This window comes from Cypionkella sp., from assembly GCF_034376685.1.
Taxonomy (GTDB): Bacteria; Pseudomonadota; Alphaproteobacteria; order Rhodobacterales; family Rhodobacteraceae; genus Cypionkella.
On the sequence record NZ_JAXMJJ010000043.1, the window covers coordinates 1 to 16,795 of the forward strand.

General features: G+C 60.9%; 15 protein-coding genes. 10 read left to right on the forward strand and 5 right to left on the reverse strand.

The window, feature by feature from the left end:
• Positions 1-728: 728 nt before the first annotated feature.
• From U1A24_RS09630 to U1A24_RS09675, 10 genes are read left to right on the forward strand one after another with little or no spacing between them, the layout of a single operon-like run.
• A complete protein-coding gene (locus tag U1A24_RS09630; RefSeq protein WP_322321764.1) occupies positions 729-1,289 on the forward strand; it encodes an NAD(P)H-dependent oxidoreductase in 561 nt (186 codons plus the stop codon).
• 20 nt (positions 1,290-1,309) lie between these two features.
• Positions 1,310-2,401: a dimethylsulfone monooxygenase SfnG gene (gene sfnG, locus U1A24_RS09635; protein ID WP_322321765.1), complete on the forward strand. Its 1,092-nt coding sequence runs from the start codon at positions 1,310-1,312 to the stop codon at positions 2,399-2,401.
• Positions 2,402-2,435: 34 nt separating this feature from the next.
• Positions 2,436-3,266, forward strand: a complete 831-nt coding sequence (locus tag U1A24_RS09640; protein WP_322321766.1) for an ABC transporter ATP-binding protein — start codon at positions 2,436-2,438, stop codon at positions 3,264-3,266.
• Complete coding sequence (locus U1A24_RS09645) at positions 3,266-4,162, forward strand: branched-chain amino acid ABC transporter permease (protein ID WP_416173479.1); 897 nt, start codon at positions 3,266-3,268, stop codon at positions 4,160-4,162. The genes U1A24_RS09640 and U1A24_RS09645 overlap by 1 nt, the downstream gene beginning before the upstream one ends.
• Positions 4,162-5,190, forward strand: coding sequence for a branched-chain amino acid ABC transporter permease (locus U1A24_RS09650; RefSeq protein ID WP_322321768.1), 1,029 nt, complete (start codon positions 4,162-4,164; stop codon positions 5,188-5,190). The genes U1A24_RS09645 and U1A24_RS09650 overlap by 1 nt, the downstream gene beginning before the upstream one ends.
• Positions 5,191-5,212: 22 nt before the next feature.
• Positions 5,213-6,541, forward strand: a complete 1,329-nt coding sequence (locus U1A24_RS09655) for an ABC transporter substrate-binding protein (RefSeq protein ID WP_322321769.1) — start codon at positions 5,213-5,215, stop codon at positions 6,539-6,541.
• Between the two features lie 51 nt (positions 6,542-6,592).
• Complete coding sequence (locus U1A24_RS09660) at positions 6,593-7,354, forward strand: ABC transporter ATP-binding protein (protein ID WP_322321770.1); 762 nt, start codon at positions 6,593-6,595, stop codon at positions 7,352-7,354.
• A gap of 3 nt (positions 7,355-7,357) precedes the next feature.
• Entirely contained in the window at positions 7,358-8,593 is a 1,236-nt protein-coding gene (locus tag U1A24_RS09665) for an SfnB family sulfur acquisition oxidoreductase (protein WP_322321771.1), read from the forward strand.
• A 31-nt stretch (positions 8,594-8,624) separates the two neighbouring features.
• Positions 8,625-9,770 (forward strand): FMNH2-dependent alkanesulfonate monooxygenase, encoded by a 1,146-nt coding sequence (gene ssuD / locus U1A24_RS09670; protein WP_416173480.1) that lies wholly within the window; start codon positions 8,625-8,627, stop codon positions 9,768-9,770.
• Positions 9,767-11,179, forward strand: coding sequence for an FAD/NAD(P)-binding protein (locus tag U1A24_RS09675; RefSeq protein ID WP_322321773.1), 1,413 nt, complete (start codon positions 9,767-9,769; stop codon positions 11,177-11,179). The genes ssuD and U1A24_RS09675 overlap by 4 nt, the downstream gene beginning before the upstream one ends.
• Before the next feature lie 173 nt (positions 11,180-11,352).
• Here U1A24_RS09675 and U1A24_RS09680 read toward each other — a convergent pair whose 3' ends face one another.
• The 5 genes from U1A24_RS09680 to U1A24_RS09700 all read right to left on the reverse strand — a co-directional run bounded on the left by U1A24_RS09680 (position 11,353) and on the right by U1A24_RS09700 (position 16,654).
• Positions 11,353-12,129, reverse strand: a complete 777-nt coding sequence (locus U1A24_RS09680) for an ABC transporter ATP-binding protein (protein ID WP_322321774.1) — start codon at positions 12,127-12,129, stop codon at positions 11,353-11,355.
• A gap of 3 nt (positions 12,130-12,132) precedes the next feature.
• A complete protein-coding gene (locus U1A24_RS09685) occupies positions 12,133-12,918 on the reverse strand; it encodes an ABC transporter permease subunit (protein WP_322321775.1) in 786 nt (261 codons plus the stop codon).
• Between the two features lie 83 nt (positions 12,919-13,001).
• Positions 13,002-13,958, reverse strand: a complete 957-nt coding sequence (locus tag U1A24_RS09690; RefSeq protein ID WP_322321776.1) for an aliphatic sulfonate ABC transporter substrate-binding protein — start codon at positions 13,956-13,958, stop codon at positions 13,002-13,004.
• Between the two features lie 329 nt (positions 13,959-14,287).
• A complete protein-coding gene (locus tag U1A24_RS09695; RefSeq protein ID WP_416173481.1) occupies positions 14,288-15,874 on the reverse strand; it encodes a GMC family oxidoreductase in 1,587 nt (528 codons plus the stop codon).
• A gap of 69 nt (positions 15,875-15,943) precedes the next feature.
• Positions 15,944-16,654, reverse strand: a complete 711-nt coding sequence (locus tag U1A24_RS09700; protein WP_322321778.1) for a hypothetical protein — start codon at positions 16,652-16,654, stop codon at positions 15,944-15,946.
• Between the last annotated feature and the right edge of the window lie 141 nt (positions 16,655-16,795).

Below are 16,795 nucleotides of genomic sequence, written 5' to 3' on the forward strand. Positions count from 1 at the left end.
TCGGACGACAATCGCTGGGTCACGGGACAGCGGATCGAGGTCTCGGGCGGTCAGGCGATCTGAACCCGTGGCATCGGGTCAGCGCGGCAAAGCGCTGACCTGTTTCTCGTAGGGTGCAGATGGATGATTTACGCTGTCAGGTCTACGACCAGCGTCCCGAAAGCTCCAATTTGCCCGCATCAGCGAGTTGACCGGCTAAGCTTGCTGCGGCAGATCGAAGTGTCCGGATCAAGGAAGCCGCGCTGCAGCGTGTCGGAAGCCCTGAGTGACAGCTAAGGGCCGTTCGGGCCGAGCGGGGCACGGTCGACGCGATGGGCGGATTGCGGCCTGACGGCGACGCAGCATGGCATGCGCAACAATCTTAAGCTAGCAGCCATTCATGGTTTTCTCGTCATAAAGATGGCTGGCTTTGATACGACAGTCGCAAGCCTGACATGAGCTGAACGCTGCCGTTTTGACCTAACCATAGATCGACCCGTCAACTTCCGTCCTCTGCGTCGGGATTGGGCGTCAAGATTGGCCATCTGAACTGCCGGGTTGGCGAGCGCCTTTGCGCCACATTCAACGTCGCTCCCGTTTAGGGCGAAGCTGATCCAAACAGGCCTTTCTATCTAAACGTTAGGGCCGCTGGGGATACTCCTTCCAAAGATGCTATTTTCTTTGGAATTGCCCCGGAAGTGATCTCGCGCATAAAATCTAGCAACTTTATCGTGTTTAGGAATCTGATGATGTCCACTCTGAAGCTGGTCGGATTGTCCGGCAACATCACCATCCCCTCGAAAACCCGGGCTTTGGTGCAAACCGCCGTCGCTCTGGCCGCCGACCGGCTTGGTGCGATCACCGAAGTGATTGAAATCAATGACTTCGGCGATCAACTGGGCCGCGCACGTCGGCTGACCGATCTGGACGCAGCAGGGCAGGCGCTGGTTGCTCGTATTATCGCAGCGGATGCACTGGTGGTGGCGACGCCGATCTACAAAGCGAGCTACCCCGGCCTGTTCAAGCATCTGATCGACCTTTTGGACCCGCTTGCGCTGATCGGCAAACCAATCCTCATTGCTGCCACGGGTGGGGGCGAGAAGCACGCGCTTGCGGTCGAGCATCAGTTGCGCCCGCTGTTTGCATTCTTTGAGGCGCATTCGCTGCCGACAGCCGTGCACGTCTCAGACAAGGATTTCACCGATGGCGTGTTGACCGCTCCAGCCGCGCTGACCCGGTTGGAGCGTGCTGTTGCCCAGTTTGATCTGCATTTCCCGCAAGCGTTGCGCCCGGCGCAAGCTGCCGAGTAACCCCCGAAAAGGATGCTGAAATGACCATTGATCCCGTCAAATTCGCCTATTGGGTGCCAAATGTTTCGGGCGGCCTGGTGATCTCCAACATCGAACAGCGCACCAGCTGGGACATCGACTATAACCGCAAGCTGGCGCAGATCGCCGAGGCGGCAGGGTTTGATTATGCCCTCAGCCAGATCCGGTTCACGGCTGGTTATGGTGCCGATAATCAACACGAACCTGTGGCGTTCAGCCATGCTTTGCTGGCGGCGACCGAAAAGTTGAAGGTGATCGCGGCGCTGTTGCCCGGCCCGTGGAACCCCGCGATCGCCGCCAAGCAGATCGCCACCATCAGCCAGCTGACCAAGGGCCGCATCGCCATCAACGTGGTGTCGGGCTGGTTCCGTGGCGAGTTCTACGCGATTGGCGAGCCGTGGCTGGATCACGACGAACGCTACCGCCGTTCCGAAGAATTCATCCGGGCGTTGCGGGGGATTTGGGGGCAGGATGATTTCACCTTCAAGGGCGATTTCTACCGCTTCAACAACTACACGATGAAGCCGAAACCTGCCGATCCGCAGCCCGAGATTTTCCAAGGCGGCTCCAGCCGTGCGGCGCGGGATATGGCGGCGCGGGTGTCGGATTGGTATTTCACCAACGGCAACACGCCGGAGGGTTTGGCCGCTCAGGTGGATGATATTCGCGGTAAGGCCGATGCCGAGGGGCGTCGGGTGAAGGTAGGGGTGAATGCTTTCGCCATCGCGCGGGAAACCGAGGCAGAGGCCCGCGCGGTGCTGGATGAGATCGTCTCCAAAGCTAACCCGGATGCGGTGAAGGGTTTTGCGCATGAGGTGAAGAACGCCGGCAAGGCCAGCCCGGAAGGCGAGGGCAACTGGGCGAAATCGACGCTGGAAGACCTTGTGCAGTATAACGACGGCTTCCGATCTAACCTGATCGGCACGCCGGAACAGATTGCCGCGCGGATCATCGCGCTAAAAGATGCCGGGGCCGATCTGATCTTGCTCGGCTTCCTGCACTTCCAGGAAGAGGTCGAATTCTTCGGCAAACACGTCATCCCGCTGGTGCGCCAATTGGAAGCTGCCCGCGAGCAAAAGGTGGCGGCCGAATAGGCCCCACCACTCCTAACCCCTGAGGAAGACTACCATGACCAGCGCCGTTCTGCGCCGGATTGCGCCTGCACGCGCAGTCCCCACCACCCTTCACCCGGCCTATGCCTTGGCGCTCAGCCGGATCAGCCTGTCTTTCGGCGGTATCCACGCGCTGCGTGAGGTGTCGTTTCAGGTGGCGGAAGGCGAGATTCGCGCGGTGATCGGGCCGAACGGGGCGGGAAAATCCTCGGTTCTGAACGTGATTTCAGGGCTGTATCGGGCCGATAGTGGCAGTCTGGTGCTGGGCGCGCAGGTGTTTGAACACGTCCCGCCGCAGGCCTTGGCGGGCCTCGGCGTGGCGCGGACCTTCCAAAACCTCGCGCTGTTTCCCAGCCTGTCTGTGGCGGCCAATATCGCTGCAGGCCTGACCTTTCAGCGCAAGGCGTGGGGGCTGTCGCAGGTGTTCCGCCTCCCCAATGCCCGCGCCGAGAACCGCGCTATTGCAGATCAAGTCACTGAGATCGCGGCGCGTCTTGATCTGACCGCGCATCTGGATCGCACCGTTTCCACCCTGTCTTACGGGTTGCAAAAACGGGTCGAGCTGGCCCGCGCCTTGGTCGCCCGCCCGAAACTGCTGCTGCTGGACGAGCCGATGGCGGGTATGACCGCCACCGAGAAAGCCGAAATGGCAGGCTATATCCGTGCCGCCCGCGACACCACGGGCCTGTCGGTGATCCTGATCGAGCATGACATCGGCGTCGTCATGGGCCTGTCCGACCGCGTCGCGGTGCTGGATTACGGCAGCAAGATAGCCGACGGCACGCCAGCCGAAGTGCAGCGCGATCCGGGCGTGATCCGCGCCTATCTGGGCCAAGAGGCCGCATGATGGATTGGTTTGGCTTTCTGTTTCTGATCGAAGTCACCATCGGCGGGCTGCTGTCGGGCGTGATGTATGCGCTTGTGGCGATTGGCTTTGTGCTGATCTACAAAACCTCGGGCGTGTTGAACTTCGCCCAAGGTGCGATGGTGCTGTTCGCGGCCCTGACCTTCGTCAGCCTGATCGAAGCAGGCGTTCCCTTTATCTTCGCGCTGATCATCTCTGCCGCGATCATGATCGCGTTGGGCTTCGTGATCGAGCGCACCGTGCTGCGCCCCCTCGCCAACCGCTCGCCGATGACGCTGTTCATGGCGACCCTCGGCCTGTCCTATATCATCGAGGGTGCTGCGCAGATCATCTGGGGCACCGAGGTGCATCGGCTTGATCTCGGCATCTCCAACGCCCCGTTCCAAGTCGCGGGCGTGTTCATCTCGACCTTCGATCTGGTCGCGGCGGCCATCGCCGGGGTGCTGTTCGCGGGCCTCACCGCCTTCTTCCGCTGGACCCGCACAGGATTGGCGTTCCGCGCCGTGGCGGATGATCAATTCGCCGCTTTGGCGGTGGGTCTGCGGCTGGATCGCACTTGGGCCACGGTTTGGGCGGCGGCGGGAATCGTCGCACTGGTGGCCGGATTGCTCTGGGGCGCGCGGCTGGGGGTGCAGTTTTCGCTGTCGCTGATCGTGCTGAAGGCGCTGCCGGTGCTGGTGCTGGGCGGGTTTGATTCCGTGCTGGGGGCAATCGTGGCGGGCCTTGCCATCGGGGCCACTGAGAAGCTGGCCGAGGTTTATCTCGGGCCGTTTGTGGGCGGCGGGATTGAGGGCTGGTTCGCCTATGTCGTGGCGCTGCTGGTGCTGCTGATCCGTCCCTCGGGCCTGTTTGGCCAAAAACTGGTGGAGCGGTTCTGATGTCTGCAATTGTCGACGCCCCGCTGCAAACCTCAAACAATCTGCGGCATTGGCCCTTGGTGGCGGTGTTGCTGGTAGTCTTCATCGGCGTGCCCGCCTTCGCCCCGGTCTATGTGTTGGAAGCCATTCTTCTGCCGTTCCTTGCGCTGGCTTTGGCAGGCGTGGGGCTGAACCTGCTGACCGGATACGGGGGCCAAGTGTCGCTGGGGTCGGCGGCGTTCATGGCGGTGGGGGCATTTGCCGCCTATAACATCCAGTTGCGGCTGAGCCTGCCACTGCCCCTCACCATCCTGCTGTCCGCCCTGACCGCCGCAGCCGTCGGCCTGATCTTCGGCCTGCCCAGCCTGCGTCTGCGTGGCTTCTATCTGGCGGTCTCGACCCTTGCGGCCCAATTCTTCGTGCAATGGGCGTTGACCAAGTTCGGCTGGTTTTCCAACTACAGCCCCTCTGGTGTCATCTCGGCCCCGGCGCTGTCGTGGCTTGGCTACAGCCTTGACGGCACCACAGCGCGCTATCTGCTGGCCCTCTCCCTCGTCACCCTGATCACCCTCGGCGTCTGGGCCTTCACCACGGGGCCCTTGGGCAACGACCTGATCGCCATCCGCGACAATGAGACCGCAGCCCAGATCATCGGCGTGCCGGTGCTGAAAACCAAGCTGGTGGCCTTCGCGGTATCCTCTGCCATCATCGGCGTCGCAGGCTTCCTCTGGGCCTTCACCTATCTGCGCACCGTGGAGCCTGCGGGGTTCGATCTCGACCGATCGTTTGACGTGCTGTTCATCATCATCATCGGCGGCTTGGCCACCTTGCGCGGAGCCTTCCTTGGCGCGGGATTGATCGTGGTGTTCCCGCTGTTGCTGTCGCGCCTGTCGGCCTTGGCCTTTGGCGGCATGATCGACTCGGGCGTGCTGGAGCTGGTGCAGCGCATCATCCTGGGTGTCCTCATCATCGCTTTTCTGATCGCCGAGCCGAACGGGCTGGCGGCCATCCTTGACCGCGTGAAGCGCCGCTTTTCGCGCATCCTCTGATCTCTTAACTCACGGAGTTTCCATGTCTTTCCTGAAACGTATCACCACAGCGGCGCTGACCGTGGCGAGCCTCGCCGCAGGCCAAGCAGCTCAAGCGGATGAGCAGTATTTCCCACTGCAATCCTACCGCGTCGGTCCCTATGCCGCTGGTGGCACCGGGTTTTTCGGCGGCTTTATTGACTACATGACCCTGATCAACACCCGCGATGGCGGCGTGAACGGCGTCAAGCTGGTGTGGGATGAATGCGAAACCGAATATGCGGTGGAAAAGGGCGTCGAATGCTACCAGCGCCAGAAAAGCCACGCCGATATCGCCGCATGGAACCCGCTTTCGGTCGGCATTGCCTATGCGATGATTGATGGCGTCACGGCCGACAAAGTGCCGCTGATCACCGTCAACCATGGCCGCACCGACACCACCGATGGCCGGGTGTTTCCCTATGTTTTTCCGCTATTGCTGAACCCCTATTCCGAAACCTCGGGCATCGTGAATTACATCGCGAGCAAAGAGGGCGGGCTGGAATCGCTGAAGGGCAAGAAGATCGTCGTGCTCTATCACGGCTCGCCCTACGGCAAGGAAACCATCCCGATTTATGAGCTGTTGGCCGAGAAATACGGCTTCACCGTGGTGCAGATCGAGGTGCCGCATCCGGGCAATGAGCAAGGCGCGCAATGGCTGCAAATCCGCCGTGAGGCCCCGGATTATGTGGTGCTGCGCGGGTGGGGCGTGATGAATCCGGTGGCTTTGACCACGGCACAGCGCAACGGCTTCCCGGTGGATCACATCATCGGCAACGTCTGGTCGAACTCGGAAGAAGACGCATTGCCCGCAGGCGATGCGGCGATTGGCTACACGGCCATCACCACCCAAGCCTCGGGTAACCAGTATCCGGTGCTACAAGAAATCATCAAGACGGTCTATGATGCGGGGCAGGGCAACCTGTCGGATAAATCCCGGATTGGCTCGGTTTATCATAACCTTGGCATCGTGAATGGTATCCTGAATGTGGAAGCCATCCGCATCGCCCAGGCCAAGTTTGGCAACCGCACCCTGACCGGTGATGAAGTGCGCTGGGGGTTTGAGCATCTGCAACTGTCGCCGGCGCGGGTGAAGGAACTTGGTGCTGAAAACCTTTTTCATTCAATCAATGTGACCTACGACAACCATGAGGGCGAGGGCTACGTCACCTTCCAGCAGTGGAATGGCAAAAAGTGGAACGTGGTGTCCGACTGGATCGCGCCCGATTGGGCCTTGCTGCGCCCGATCATCACCAAATCGTCTGAGGCCTATGCGGCGGAAAAGGGGCTGCCGATCCGCACGTTGGAAGATGCTGATCAAGTCACGCAATAAGCCAAACGGGTGGCCCAGCATCGGGGCCACCCAACCTAGCAGGAGGTTGCCATGTCGGAACCTATTCTTGAATTTGACCATGTTTATGCCGCCTACAACGGCGCAATCGCCGCGCTGCATGGCGTCAGCCTGACCGTGCGTAGGGGTGAGATTACCGCACTTCTGGGCGCAAACGGCGCGGGCAAAACCACGCTGTTGAAAGCCGCCTCTAACCTGCTGCCCGCCGAGCGTGGCCAGATCACTGGCGGGCGCATCCGCTATAAGGGCCGCGATGTGACATCGGACACCCCGCACGCGCATATCCGCAACGGGCTGGTGCCGGTGCTGGAGGGGCGGCGCTGTTTCAAGACGCTGAGCATTGAGGAAAACCTGACCACCGGGGCGATTGGCCGAGGGTTGGACCGCGCGCAGATCGCACAGGTGCTGGAGCAGGTCTATGATCTTTTCCCCAAACTGAAGCTGCGGCGCAATTCGCTGGCGGGGCTGACCTCGGGTGGAGAGCAACAAATGGCCGCCATCGGGCGCGGTTTGATGGCACGGCCCGAGGTGTTCCTGCTGGATGAGCCTTCCATGGGCCTCGCGCCGCTGGTGGTGGCTGAAATATTTGAAACCCTGGCCCAGCTGAACCGTGAAACCGGGCTGACGATCCTGCTGGCCGAGCAAAACTCTGCCATCGCGCTGAAATATGCCCATCACGCCACGGTCATCGAAAATGGCCGCTCCGTGCTGACTGGCCCCGCATCCGACCTCGCCGCCCGCGCCGATATTCGCGCGCTTTACCTTGGCGGCACCCCTGAACCTGTGAGGATTTGAACCATGACCATCCACGAACCGCTGAAAACACCTGTGCCCCCGGTCGCCCGTCCCGTCGGCGCGGCGCATATCATCAAAACCGATGCCGAAGCGATTGCGGTGGCGCACAAGCTGGCGGCAGACTTTGCCAAGGGCGCATCCGACCGCGACCGCAACCGGATCTGGCCGCAAGAACAGCTGGATGCGTTCTCGCAATCGGGGCTGTGGTCGATCAACGTGCCGAAAGAATACGGCGGGCCGGGGCTGTCTTATGTCACACTGAACCGGGTAATCGCGATTATCTCGGAAGCCGACCCGTCCTTGGGTCAAGTGCCGCAGAACCATCTTGGGGTGGTCGCGGCGATCAATACAGTCTCAGATAAAGCGCAAAAAGCGCTGCTGTTTGGCGAGGTTTTGCGCGGCACGCGGTTTGGCAATGCGTTTTCCGAGTTCGGCAGCAAGCGCGCGGTGGATTTTGAAACCAAGTTCACCGACGAAGGCGATCATGTCCGCGTGACGGGACACAAGTTCTATTCCTCGGGCGCTTTGCTCGCGCATCTGGTGCCAATCGTGGCTTTGGATGATCAGGGCCGCGCTTGGTATGCGATTGCCGATCGCGGCGCCGAAGGCCTGAGCGTGATCGACGATTGGTCCAGCTTTGGCCAGCGCACCACTTTGTCGGGCACGGTGATTTTGGACAATGTGAAAGTGCCGAAAACCCATCTGGTGCCGGGCTACAAGGGCTACGAGGCCCCTTCGGCAGACGGTGCGATTTTCCAGGTGATCCAGGTTGCGGTTGATCTGGGCATCGCGCGGGCGGCGATTGCCGACACCAAGGATTTCGTGCTGCACCGCAGCCGGGCTTGGGTCGATTCCGGCCTCGATCATGCCAGCCAAGACCCCTACACCATCCAAGCGGTCGGCGATCTGAACCTGCGCGCCAATGCGGCGGCGGCTTTGTTGGACATTGCCAGCGTGGCGATTGATCTGGCTGTAGCCAATCCCACGGCGGAAACCGTGGCACAGGCACAGATTGCCACGGCAGAGGCGAAAGTGCTGTCGACCGAAATCGCCATCCTTGCCACCAACAAGCTGTTTGAGCTGGCAGGCACGCGGTCAACCTTAGCCGAGCATAACCTTGATCGCCATTGGCGCAACGCTCGCACCCACACGCTGCACGATCCGGTGCGTTGGAAGTATGCGATCCTTGGCAACTATTACCTGAACGGCGCTAACCCGCCCTTCCATGCGTGGAGCTGACATGTCTGTTCTGGATAAAATCCCCGACAAAATCAACGTGTTGTGGTTCATCCCCACCCACGGCGAAAGCCGGTATCTTGGCACATCCGAGGGTGGGCGGCATGTTGATCTGGGCTATCTGACGCAGGTGGCGAAAGCGGCGGACTCGCTCGGCTTCTATGGCGCGCTGTTGCCCACGGGCCGCAGTTGCGAGGATAGCTGGGTGGTGGCTTCGGCGCTTGCCACCCAGACCGAGCGCTTGCGGTTTCTGGTCGCCGTGCGGCCGGGCCTGCAATCGCCGACCTTGGCCGCACGGATGACGGCGACGCTGGATCGAATTTCCAACGGACGCTTGTTGATCAACATCGTGACGGGGGGCGATCCGGCGGAGAATAAGGGCGACGGCATCAACCTGCCGCACAGTGAGCGCTATGAGATCACCGATGAATTCCTTGGCATTTACCGGGCGTTGCTGCGCGGCGAAACGGTGGAGCATACCGACAAGCATTTCCAGATCTCGGATGGCCGCCTGATCTATCCGCCGGTGCAAAAGCCCTATCCGCCGCTGTATTTTGGCGGCTCGTCGGATGAGGGGTTCAAGGTGGGTGCCAAGCATATCGACAAATACCTGACATGGGGCGAACCCCCGGCGCAGGTGGCGGAAAAGATCGCCACGATGCGGCGCCATGCCGAAGCCGAAGGGCGCGAGGTGTCCTTCGGCATCCGCCTGCATGTGATCGTGCGGGAAACCACCGCCGAGGCTTGGGCAGCAGCCGACAAGCTGATCAGCAAACTGGATGATCACACCATTGCCGAGGCGCAAAAGGTGTTCGCGCGGATGGATTCGGTTGGCCAAGCCCGGATGACCGCGCTGCATGGCGGGCGGCGCGACAAGCTGGAAATCAGTCCGAACCTGTGGGCAGGTGTCGGTCTGGTGCGCGGGGGCGCTGGCACGGCGCTGGTCGGCGATGCCGACACGGTGGCGGAACGCATTGACGAATACCGCCGCATTGGCGTCGATAGCTTCATCTTCTCGGGCTATCCGCATCTGGAAGAAGCCTATAGCTTTGGCGAGTTGGTGTTGCCGAAATTGCCGCTTGCGCATCCTATCCCGCGCCGCGATCTGTTGGTGAACACCGGGCCGTTCGGCGAAACCATCGCCGGGGACCACAAACCGAAGCTACAGGCGGCACAATGAGCACCTTGAACGGCCAGCCCCCGATAACCGTCGCTATCATCGGTGGCGGCTTGTCTGGGGCGGCGGTGGCCTATCATCTGGCTGAGTTGACCGATGCGGATGTGGTGGTGATCGAGCCGCGCGCGGATCTGGGGCGCGGCATGGCCTATGCCACGCCTGACCCTGATCACCGGCTGAACGTGCCCGATCACAAGATGACCCTGCGGTCAGATCAGCCAGAAGATTTCCGGCGCTGGCTGCATACGGCAGAGGCCCCGACGTTGCCCGCCAATTCGGCGCGGCTGTCAGGCGAAATCTACGCCCCTCGCGCTGTGTTTGGCGCTTATGTTGCCGCGCAGCTTCAACCCTTGCAGCACGAGGGCCGCTTGCGGCATGTGCAGGCGCGGGTGATCTCGGTGACCCGACCGGATCGCTATCGGTTGGGGCTGTCGGATGGCGGCCAAGTGACAGCCGACATAGTTGTGCTGGCCGCGACGCATCCCAACGCAGGCTTGCCGCGCGAATTGGCCGGGCTCGCGGGCGATCCAGCGCTGATCTCAGATCCGTTTGCCGAAGGCGCGCTGGCAGGGGTGGCCGAGGACGCGCGGTTGCTGATCATCGGCAATGGCCTGACCTCGGCCGATATCGTCGCGTCTTTGCACCGGCGTGGGCATCGCGGAAAGATCACCGCCTTGTCACGGCACGGGTTTCGCTCGCAGCCGCATGGGCCTACGCAGGCGGAAACTACGGCGGATTTCGTCAAAAATCCACCACGCACCGCGTTAGACCTTTTGCGGCGCGCGCGCGCGGCCGTGGCGCAGGATCAGGCATTGGGTCTGACGTGGCACGCAGTGTTTGACCGGCTGCGCGCGCAGGGGCCAGTGATCTGGGCCGCGTTGCCCGACCCCGAGCGACGGCGGTTTCTGCGCCATTTGCGCGCCCTGTGGGATGTTCACCGCTTTCGCATCGCCCCCCAGACCTATGAGGCGAACCAGCACATGCAGCGGATGGGCCGGTTGGTCAGCTTGGCTGCACGGATTGTCACGGCCACGCCGGGCAGCCCGATCAAGCTTGGCTTGCAGGCCCGCCACAATGGCACGCGCTTTACCATCGCGGTGGATCGGGTGATTTTGGCCACCGGCCCCGCGCATGGCAGCGTGATCAAATCCACACCCGCGCTGACCGATCTGGCGGCTCTGGGGCTGTTGCAACCCGATCCGCTTGGCTTGGGGTTGCTTACGGCGGCGAATGGCCAAGCCGTGCCACTGTCCGGCACACCCGATGGCACCCTGCTGGTCGCAGGGCCGCTCGCCCGCGCGACCGTGGGCGAGTTGATGGGTGTGCCGGAGGTGATCACTTGGGCCGAACACATCGCGCGTGAAGTGGCCAGGCAGATCAACGCACGGCGAGGCTTGGTGGCTGCGCAATAGCTTTGCCGCGCTGCGCAGTTGACCGGTCAAAAGCTGCGCATCGCGTCTGAAAATAGCTTAACACACCACATGTTGTGCAAATCTGCCTTGAAATCCCCAAAAATCACAAGTTTTCCCCCGCAGGGAAAACTTGTGGCCTTGCTGAACCCTAAGCCCAACACAGCAAGCCAGCCCTAAACCGCCTCGTCCCCGAACAGTTGCGCCAGAATTTTCTGCTCATATACCGCCAGATCGGGGTGGCCGTGCCGCCGTGGTCGCGCCAGCGGGATCGCCAGATCAAGCGCCACCTTGCCCGCATCCAGCACGATCACCCTGTCTGCCAAAATCACCGCCTCTGACACATCATGCGTCACCAGAATGGCGGTAAAGCCTTGGGTCTGCCAGATCCGGCCCAGCAGGTGCTGCATCTCGATCCGGGTCAACGCATCCAACGCGCCCAACGGTTCATCCAGCGCCAGCACACTTGGCTGCCCGATCAGCGCGCGGGCAAGCGCCACCCGCTGCCGCTGCCCACCCGACAAAACCGAGGGCCATTCGCCATCGCGGCCCGAAAGGCCAACCTTCGCCAGCAGATCGTGCGCGCGGGCTTTCGCCTCGGCCTTTCCGGCAAGCCCAGTCAGCCCCACCGCCACGTTATCGACCACCCGCGCCCAAGGTAGCAGCCGGGGTTCTTGAAACATGATACGGATGCTCGATTGTCCCGGCTCTACTTCGGCCCGGTTGATCGTGCCGCCATCCGGCTGATCCAACCCCGCCAGAAGCCGCAAAAGGGTGCTTTTGCCGCAGCCGCTTTTGCCGATGATCGCCACAAACTGGCCCTGCGGCACGCTCAGGTCGATGTTTGACAGCACCGATTTTGCGCCAAAATTCCGGCTGACGCCTTGAAAGCTGAAGGCAGGTGGGGCTGGGACGGGGGCGCTGTCAACGCTGCGCAACTGGGGCTTTGCCATCGCTTAAGTCCTTACCGTTTTTTGAAATGCCGGATGCCATTGCAGGCAAAGCCGCTCAAGCAGCCGCACAAAGCTGTCGGCCAGTTTACCCAGCAGTGCGTAGATCAGGATCGACAGCACCACGAGATCAATCATCAGAAACTCCCGCGCCTGCATAGCCATATAGCCAAGGCCCGACGAGGCCGAGATCGTCTCGGCCACAATCAGCGTCAGCCACATGATGCCCAAAGCATAGCGCAGACCAACAAAGATCGAGGGCAGCGCGCTCGGCAGAATGACTCGCAGAAATAACGCGCGACGGTCCATGCCATAGGTGCGCCCCATCTCGATCAGCTGCGGGTCCACCGTCTGGATGCCCAGCAGGGTGTTGACATAGATTGGGAAGAACACCCCCAACGCCACCAGAAACAGCTTGGCGCCCTCATCAATTCCAAACCACAGGATCACCAGCGGAATAAGCGCCAGATGCGGCACATTGCGCACCATTTGCAGAGTGGTATCGGTAATGTTGCGCGACAACAGCGACAGGCCATTGGCAAGCCCCAGCGCGAACCCGATGCTGCCTCCGATGGCCAGTCCGGTCAGCGCCCGCCACGAACTGACCCCGATGTTGCGGGCAAGGTCGCCGGATTTGAGCACACGCAGGAAGGCTGCGAATACTTCGGTCGGGGCCGGCAGCACGTTTTCAGTGATAACACCAAGCCGCGACATCGTCTCCCATGCAAGCAGGATCGCGACGGGCAGCAGCCAACCTATGGCCGCACCAAAGCGATTGAAGCGCGCAGTCATAATAGTGATCCTGTCATGGAACAGCCTTTACAAATAGGGCGGCTTGGCCCATGCGGGCCAAACCGCCCAGGGCGTTTTCGGGGTCAGTTGGCAGGTGCCGCCCAGACCGCATCCGCGATTTTCACCGCACCCGGGATCAGCCCAAGGCCGAAGAAACGATCCGCCGTGGCCTGCTGACCCGCGATGATTTCCGGCGTGATCGGGTAGATTGCGAACTTCGCACGGTTGACGGCCAGGGTCTGCGCCTCAATCGGCACCCCGGTGACTTCTGCAACCGCAGCGGCCACCGTGTCGCGGTTTGCATCGGCCCAAGCCGCTGCCTCGCCCAATGCGGCCACCGTTGTGGTGATCACTGCAGCGTTGTCAGCATCCGCCGCGAAATCCCGGTTTGCGAGGAAATAGGTGTTCACCTTCAGCACATCAGACGACCGCGCCAGAATGGTCGGCTGGTATTTGGTTTCCGCCACCGCAAAGAACGGGTCCCAAACCGCCCAAGCCTCGATGTTGTCTGACGCAAAAGCCGCCGCCGCATCGGCAGGGCTTAGATAGATAACCTCGATGTCGGAAAGCTTCAGGCCGTTGGCTTCCAGTGCTGCCACCAACAGGTTGTGCGCGCTGGTGCCTTTGCCGACGCCAACTTTCTTGCCTTTCAGATCGGCGATGCTCTTGATGCCGCTGTCAGATTTCGCAAACACCGCCTCGCCTTCGCCATTCGACGGCAGTGCTGCCAGATAGACGATAGCCGACCCTGCCGATTGCCCGAAAATCGGCGGTGCGTCGCCTGTCCAGCCCACCTGAATCGCGCCCACGTTCAGCGCCTCGACCAGCGGCGGGCCTGCTGAAAACTCGACCCACTCCACCGCAACACCCTGCGGCTCAAGGGCTTTTTCGATCGCGCCCAATTGCTTTGCGATCACCGGAAGGTTGGTTTTCTGATAGCCAATCTTCAACGTGGCGACCTTTTCAGCATGGGCCGAGAACGCGAATGCGGTGGTCAGTAGCATGGCGGCTGCGCCAAAAGTCCGTCTGGTAAGCAACATCTTGCGGTCTCCTAAGCCCAGCACCTAAGCGTGGCGTGGCTGGTGAATTGTTCGATGCGCTAAATCTCGATTAGATTGGTAGATATTGTCAATTGTGGTGATTTCACTGCGCCACAAAGTTGGGCATGGTCCACCGTCATCGTCCATCTGTCGGCAACATCGCCATAGCAGCATGATATATAATGATTATTCAGGCGAAAATCGCCTCGGCTTTGTCGAGATACACGGACGCGTTGGCAGAGATAGGAGAACCCTATTCTAAAGTCTGACCAAAAATCCGGGCTCCAATTCTGATTTCGCAGAAAGTTTAGCAGGCGGTCTACACAGCCTCATTGCCCCGCGCGCAGAAGATCACTTAACTTTTCACCAATCATCATCGCCGGCGCGTTGGTATTGCCCGAGATGATGCTGGGCATGATCGAGCAATCGGCGATTCGGAGGGCCGTGATGCCGTGGACCTGCAGTCGGTGGTTGACCACAGCCTCGGGTCCGTCGCCCATTTTGCAGGTGCCCACCGGATGATAAATCGTGGTCGCATTGTTGCGCGCCCAGTCAAGCAGGCCGTCGTCCGAGATGGCGGCGCCGGGGCGAAACTCGCCCGAGATGCAGCCGCGCAGCGGATCAAAACCGGCAATGGCGCGGGCGATTTTGATACCAGCGACAAGGGTTTGCTGATCAGTCGGTGTGGCGAGATAGTTTGGGCGGATCAGCGGATGCGCAAACGGGTCCGCCGACTTCAACCTGATCTCACCACGGCTTTCCGGGCGCAACTGGCAGATCGACATGGTGAATGCCGAAAAAGGATGCACGCCTTCACCGGGGCTGTCAGCGGACCATGGCTGAATGTGAAACTGGATGTCGGGGGTCTCCAGATGCGGTGATGTGCGCAAGAACCCGGCGGCAAGGCTGGCGGCCATTGCCATCGGCCCGGTGCGGTTCCATGCGTATTGCGCGGCCATTGCCAGCTTGCGCAGCGGGTTTCGGGCCTCGTCATTCAGCGTCGGCTGATGGCAGGTGAACACAAGGCGTGCTTGCAGGTGGTCTTGCAGATTGCGGCCCACGCCGGGCTGATCCGCCACCACGGGGATGCCGTGATCACGCAGATGCGCGGCCTCGCCCACACCCGACAGCATCAGCAGTTGCGGCGAGCCAATGGCCCCTGCGCTCAGGATCACCTCGCGGTTGGCCCGCAGCAGACGATCTGAACCAGAGGCATCGCGGAAATGCACGCCGGTTGCTCGACTGTTTTCCAGCGCCAGCCGCTGCACTTGGGCGCGGGTGATGATGCGCAGATTGGGTCGGTGCAGCACAGGCTTCAGAAAGGCGGTGGCGGCACTACAGCGGCGACCATTCTGCGCGGTGAGTTGGAAATAGCCGACGCCTTCCTGCGTGACGCCGTTGAAATCGTGGTTGTAGCGATAGCCCGCCGCCTGCGCCGCCTTGACCCAGGCATCGACAATCGGGCGCGACAATTGCGGATCAGAGACCGACAGCGTGCCATCCGTGCCGTGATACGCACCGGCACCGCGTTGTTGGTTTTCGGCACGGAGAAACAGCGGTTTGACGTCTTCCCATCCCCAGCCCGCGCTACCCAGTTGCCGCCAATGGTCGTAATCCTGCGGCTGGCCGCGCACATAAAGCAGCCCGTTGATCGAGGATGATCCGCCCAGAACCTTTCCGCGCGGCCATGCCAGCTGTCGCCCATTCAGACCGGGATCAGCCTCGGTGCGGTAACACCAATCGGTGGCAGGGTTATGCATTGTTTTGAAGTAGCCGACGGGAATGTGTATCCACGGGTTCCGATCGCGCCCGCCCGCCTCGAGTAAAATGACGCTGATGTTGGGATCAGCGCTCAGCCGATTGGCAATCACGCAACCGGCCGAGCCTGCGCCGACGATGATGTAATCGGCTGTCAGATCATTCACGTCGCATCTCACAGAGTTCATGGCATTTTGCACAAGGCTGCACGGATTTGGTGCTGTTGACTAGGTGCCTTTGCAGACCGGGTCCCAGGCTTGGCTACGTTGCATATTGGTCAGCAGGCCCGCCAGACTGCGCTGCTGTTCCAGAAAACGCGCGACTGCGGCCGATGCGACCACGCTTGGCAGGATGTCATGTGCGCGCAACCGACGGATCCAAGCCTGCACGTTCGGCAGTCCGGTCAGAAAATGCGTGTCGCAATGGGCATCGAAAACCTGCAAGCGCCAAAGCAAGGTTGCGGTATCGTCATCGGGCAATGGCAAATCTGCCGCAACCTGTTTGTCAATCTGCTGCAACAGGCCGCGCAACCGGAAGGCTGCCATATCGTATTGGGTTTGCAGGGTGATCAGGGCCAGCCCCGCCAATGCGGCGGCAGCGTGGCGTGTGAGCCGTGCGAAACTGTCCTCCACAGGAAACTGCGCCGCGGAAATGCTTGCGAAATGGCGATGGGTCAGGACCGGATACGTCATAGAAGATTCCACAAGTGCTGTTGTTTCATTTACACGACTTATATTATCGTCTTTAATCTGCACCTTTGGCGCGCGAAGGTGAATTCTAAAATTGGCAACCCCAGTGGAGGATCTCACCTCTGAAATTTTCCCTTGCAGAAGATCGTTACTGTGTGTCGTCCATTGATGATGACGAAGGGCAACAACGACCGCGGGGCAGGGAGGCCGAGTCGTTGCACTTGCTTGTTGCAGCGCCAGCTTGGCCATTCGGCAAGACTCCATCCGCCGAGACGTTCCGTCTGGTTTTGCTTGGGTTTCCTAGAAGAATCCTATCGTTTCTTTCCATTTTGCAGGTCTGGCGTTGCGTTTTTGGTGGTGGGGCTTTGGCTTTGACTATCTCTGCTTTTG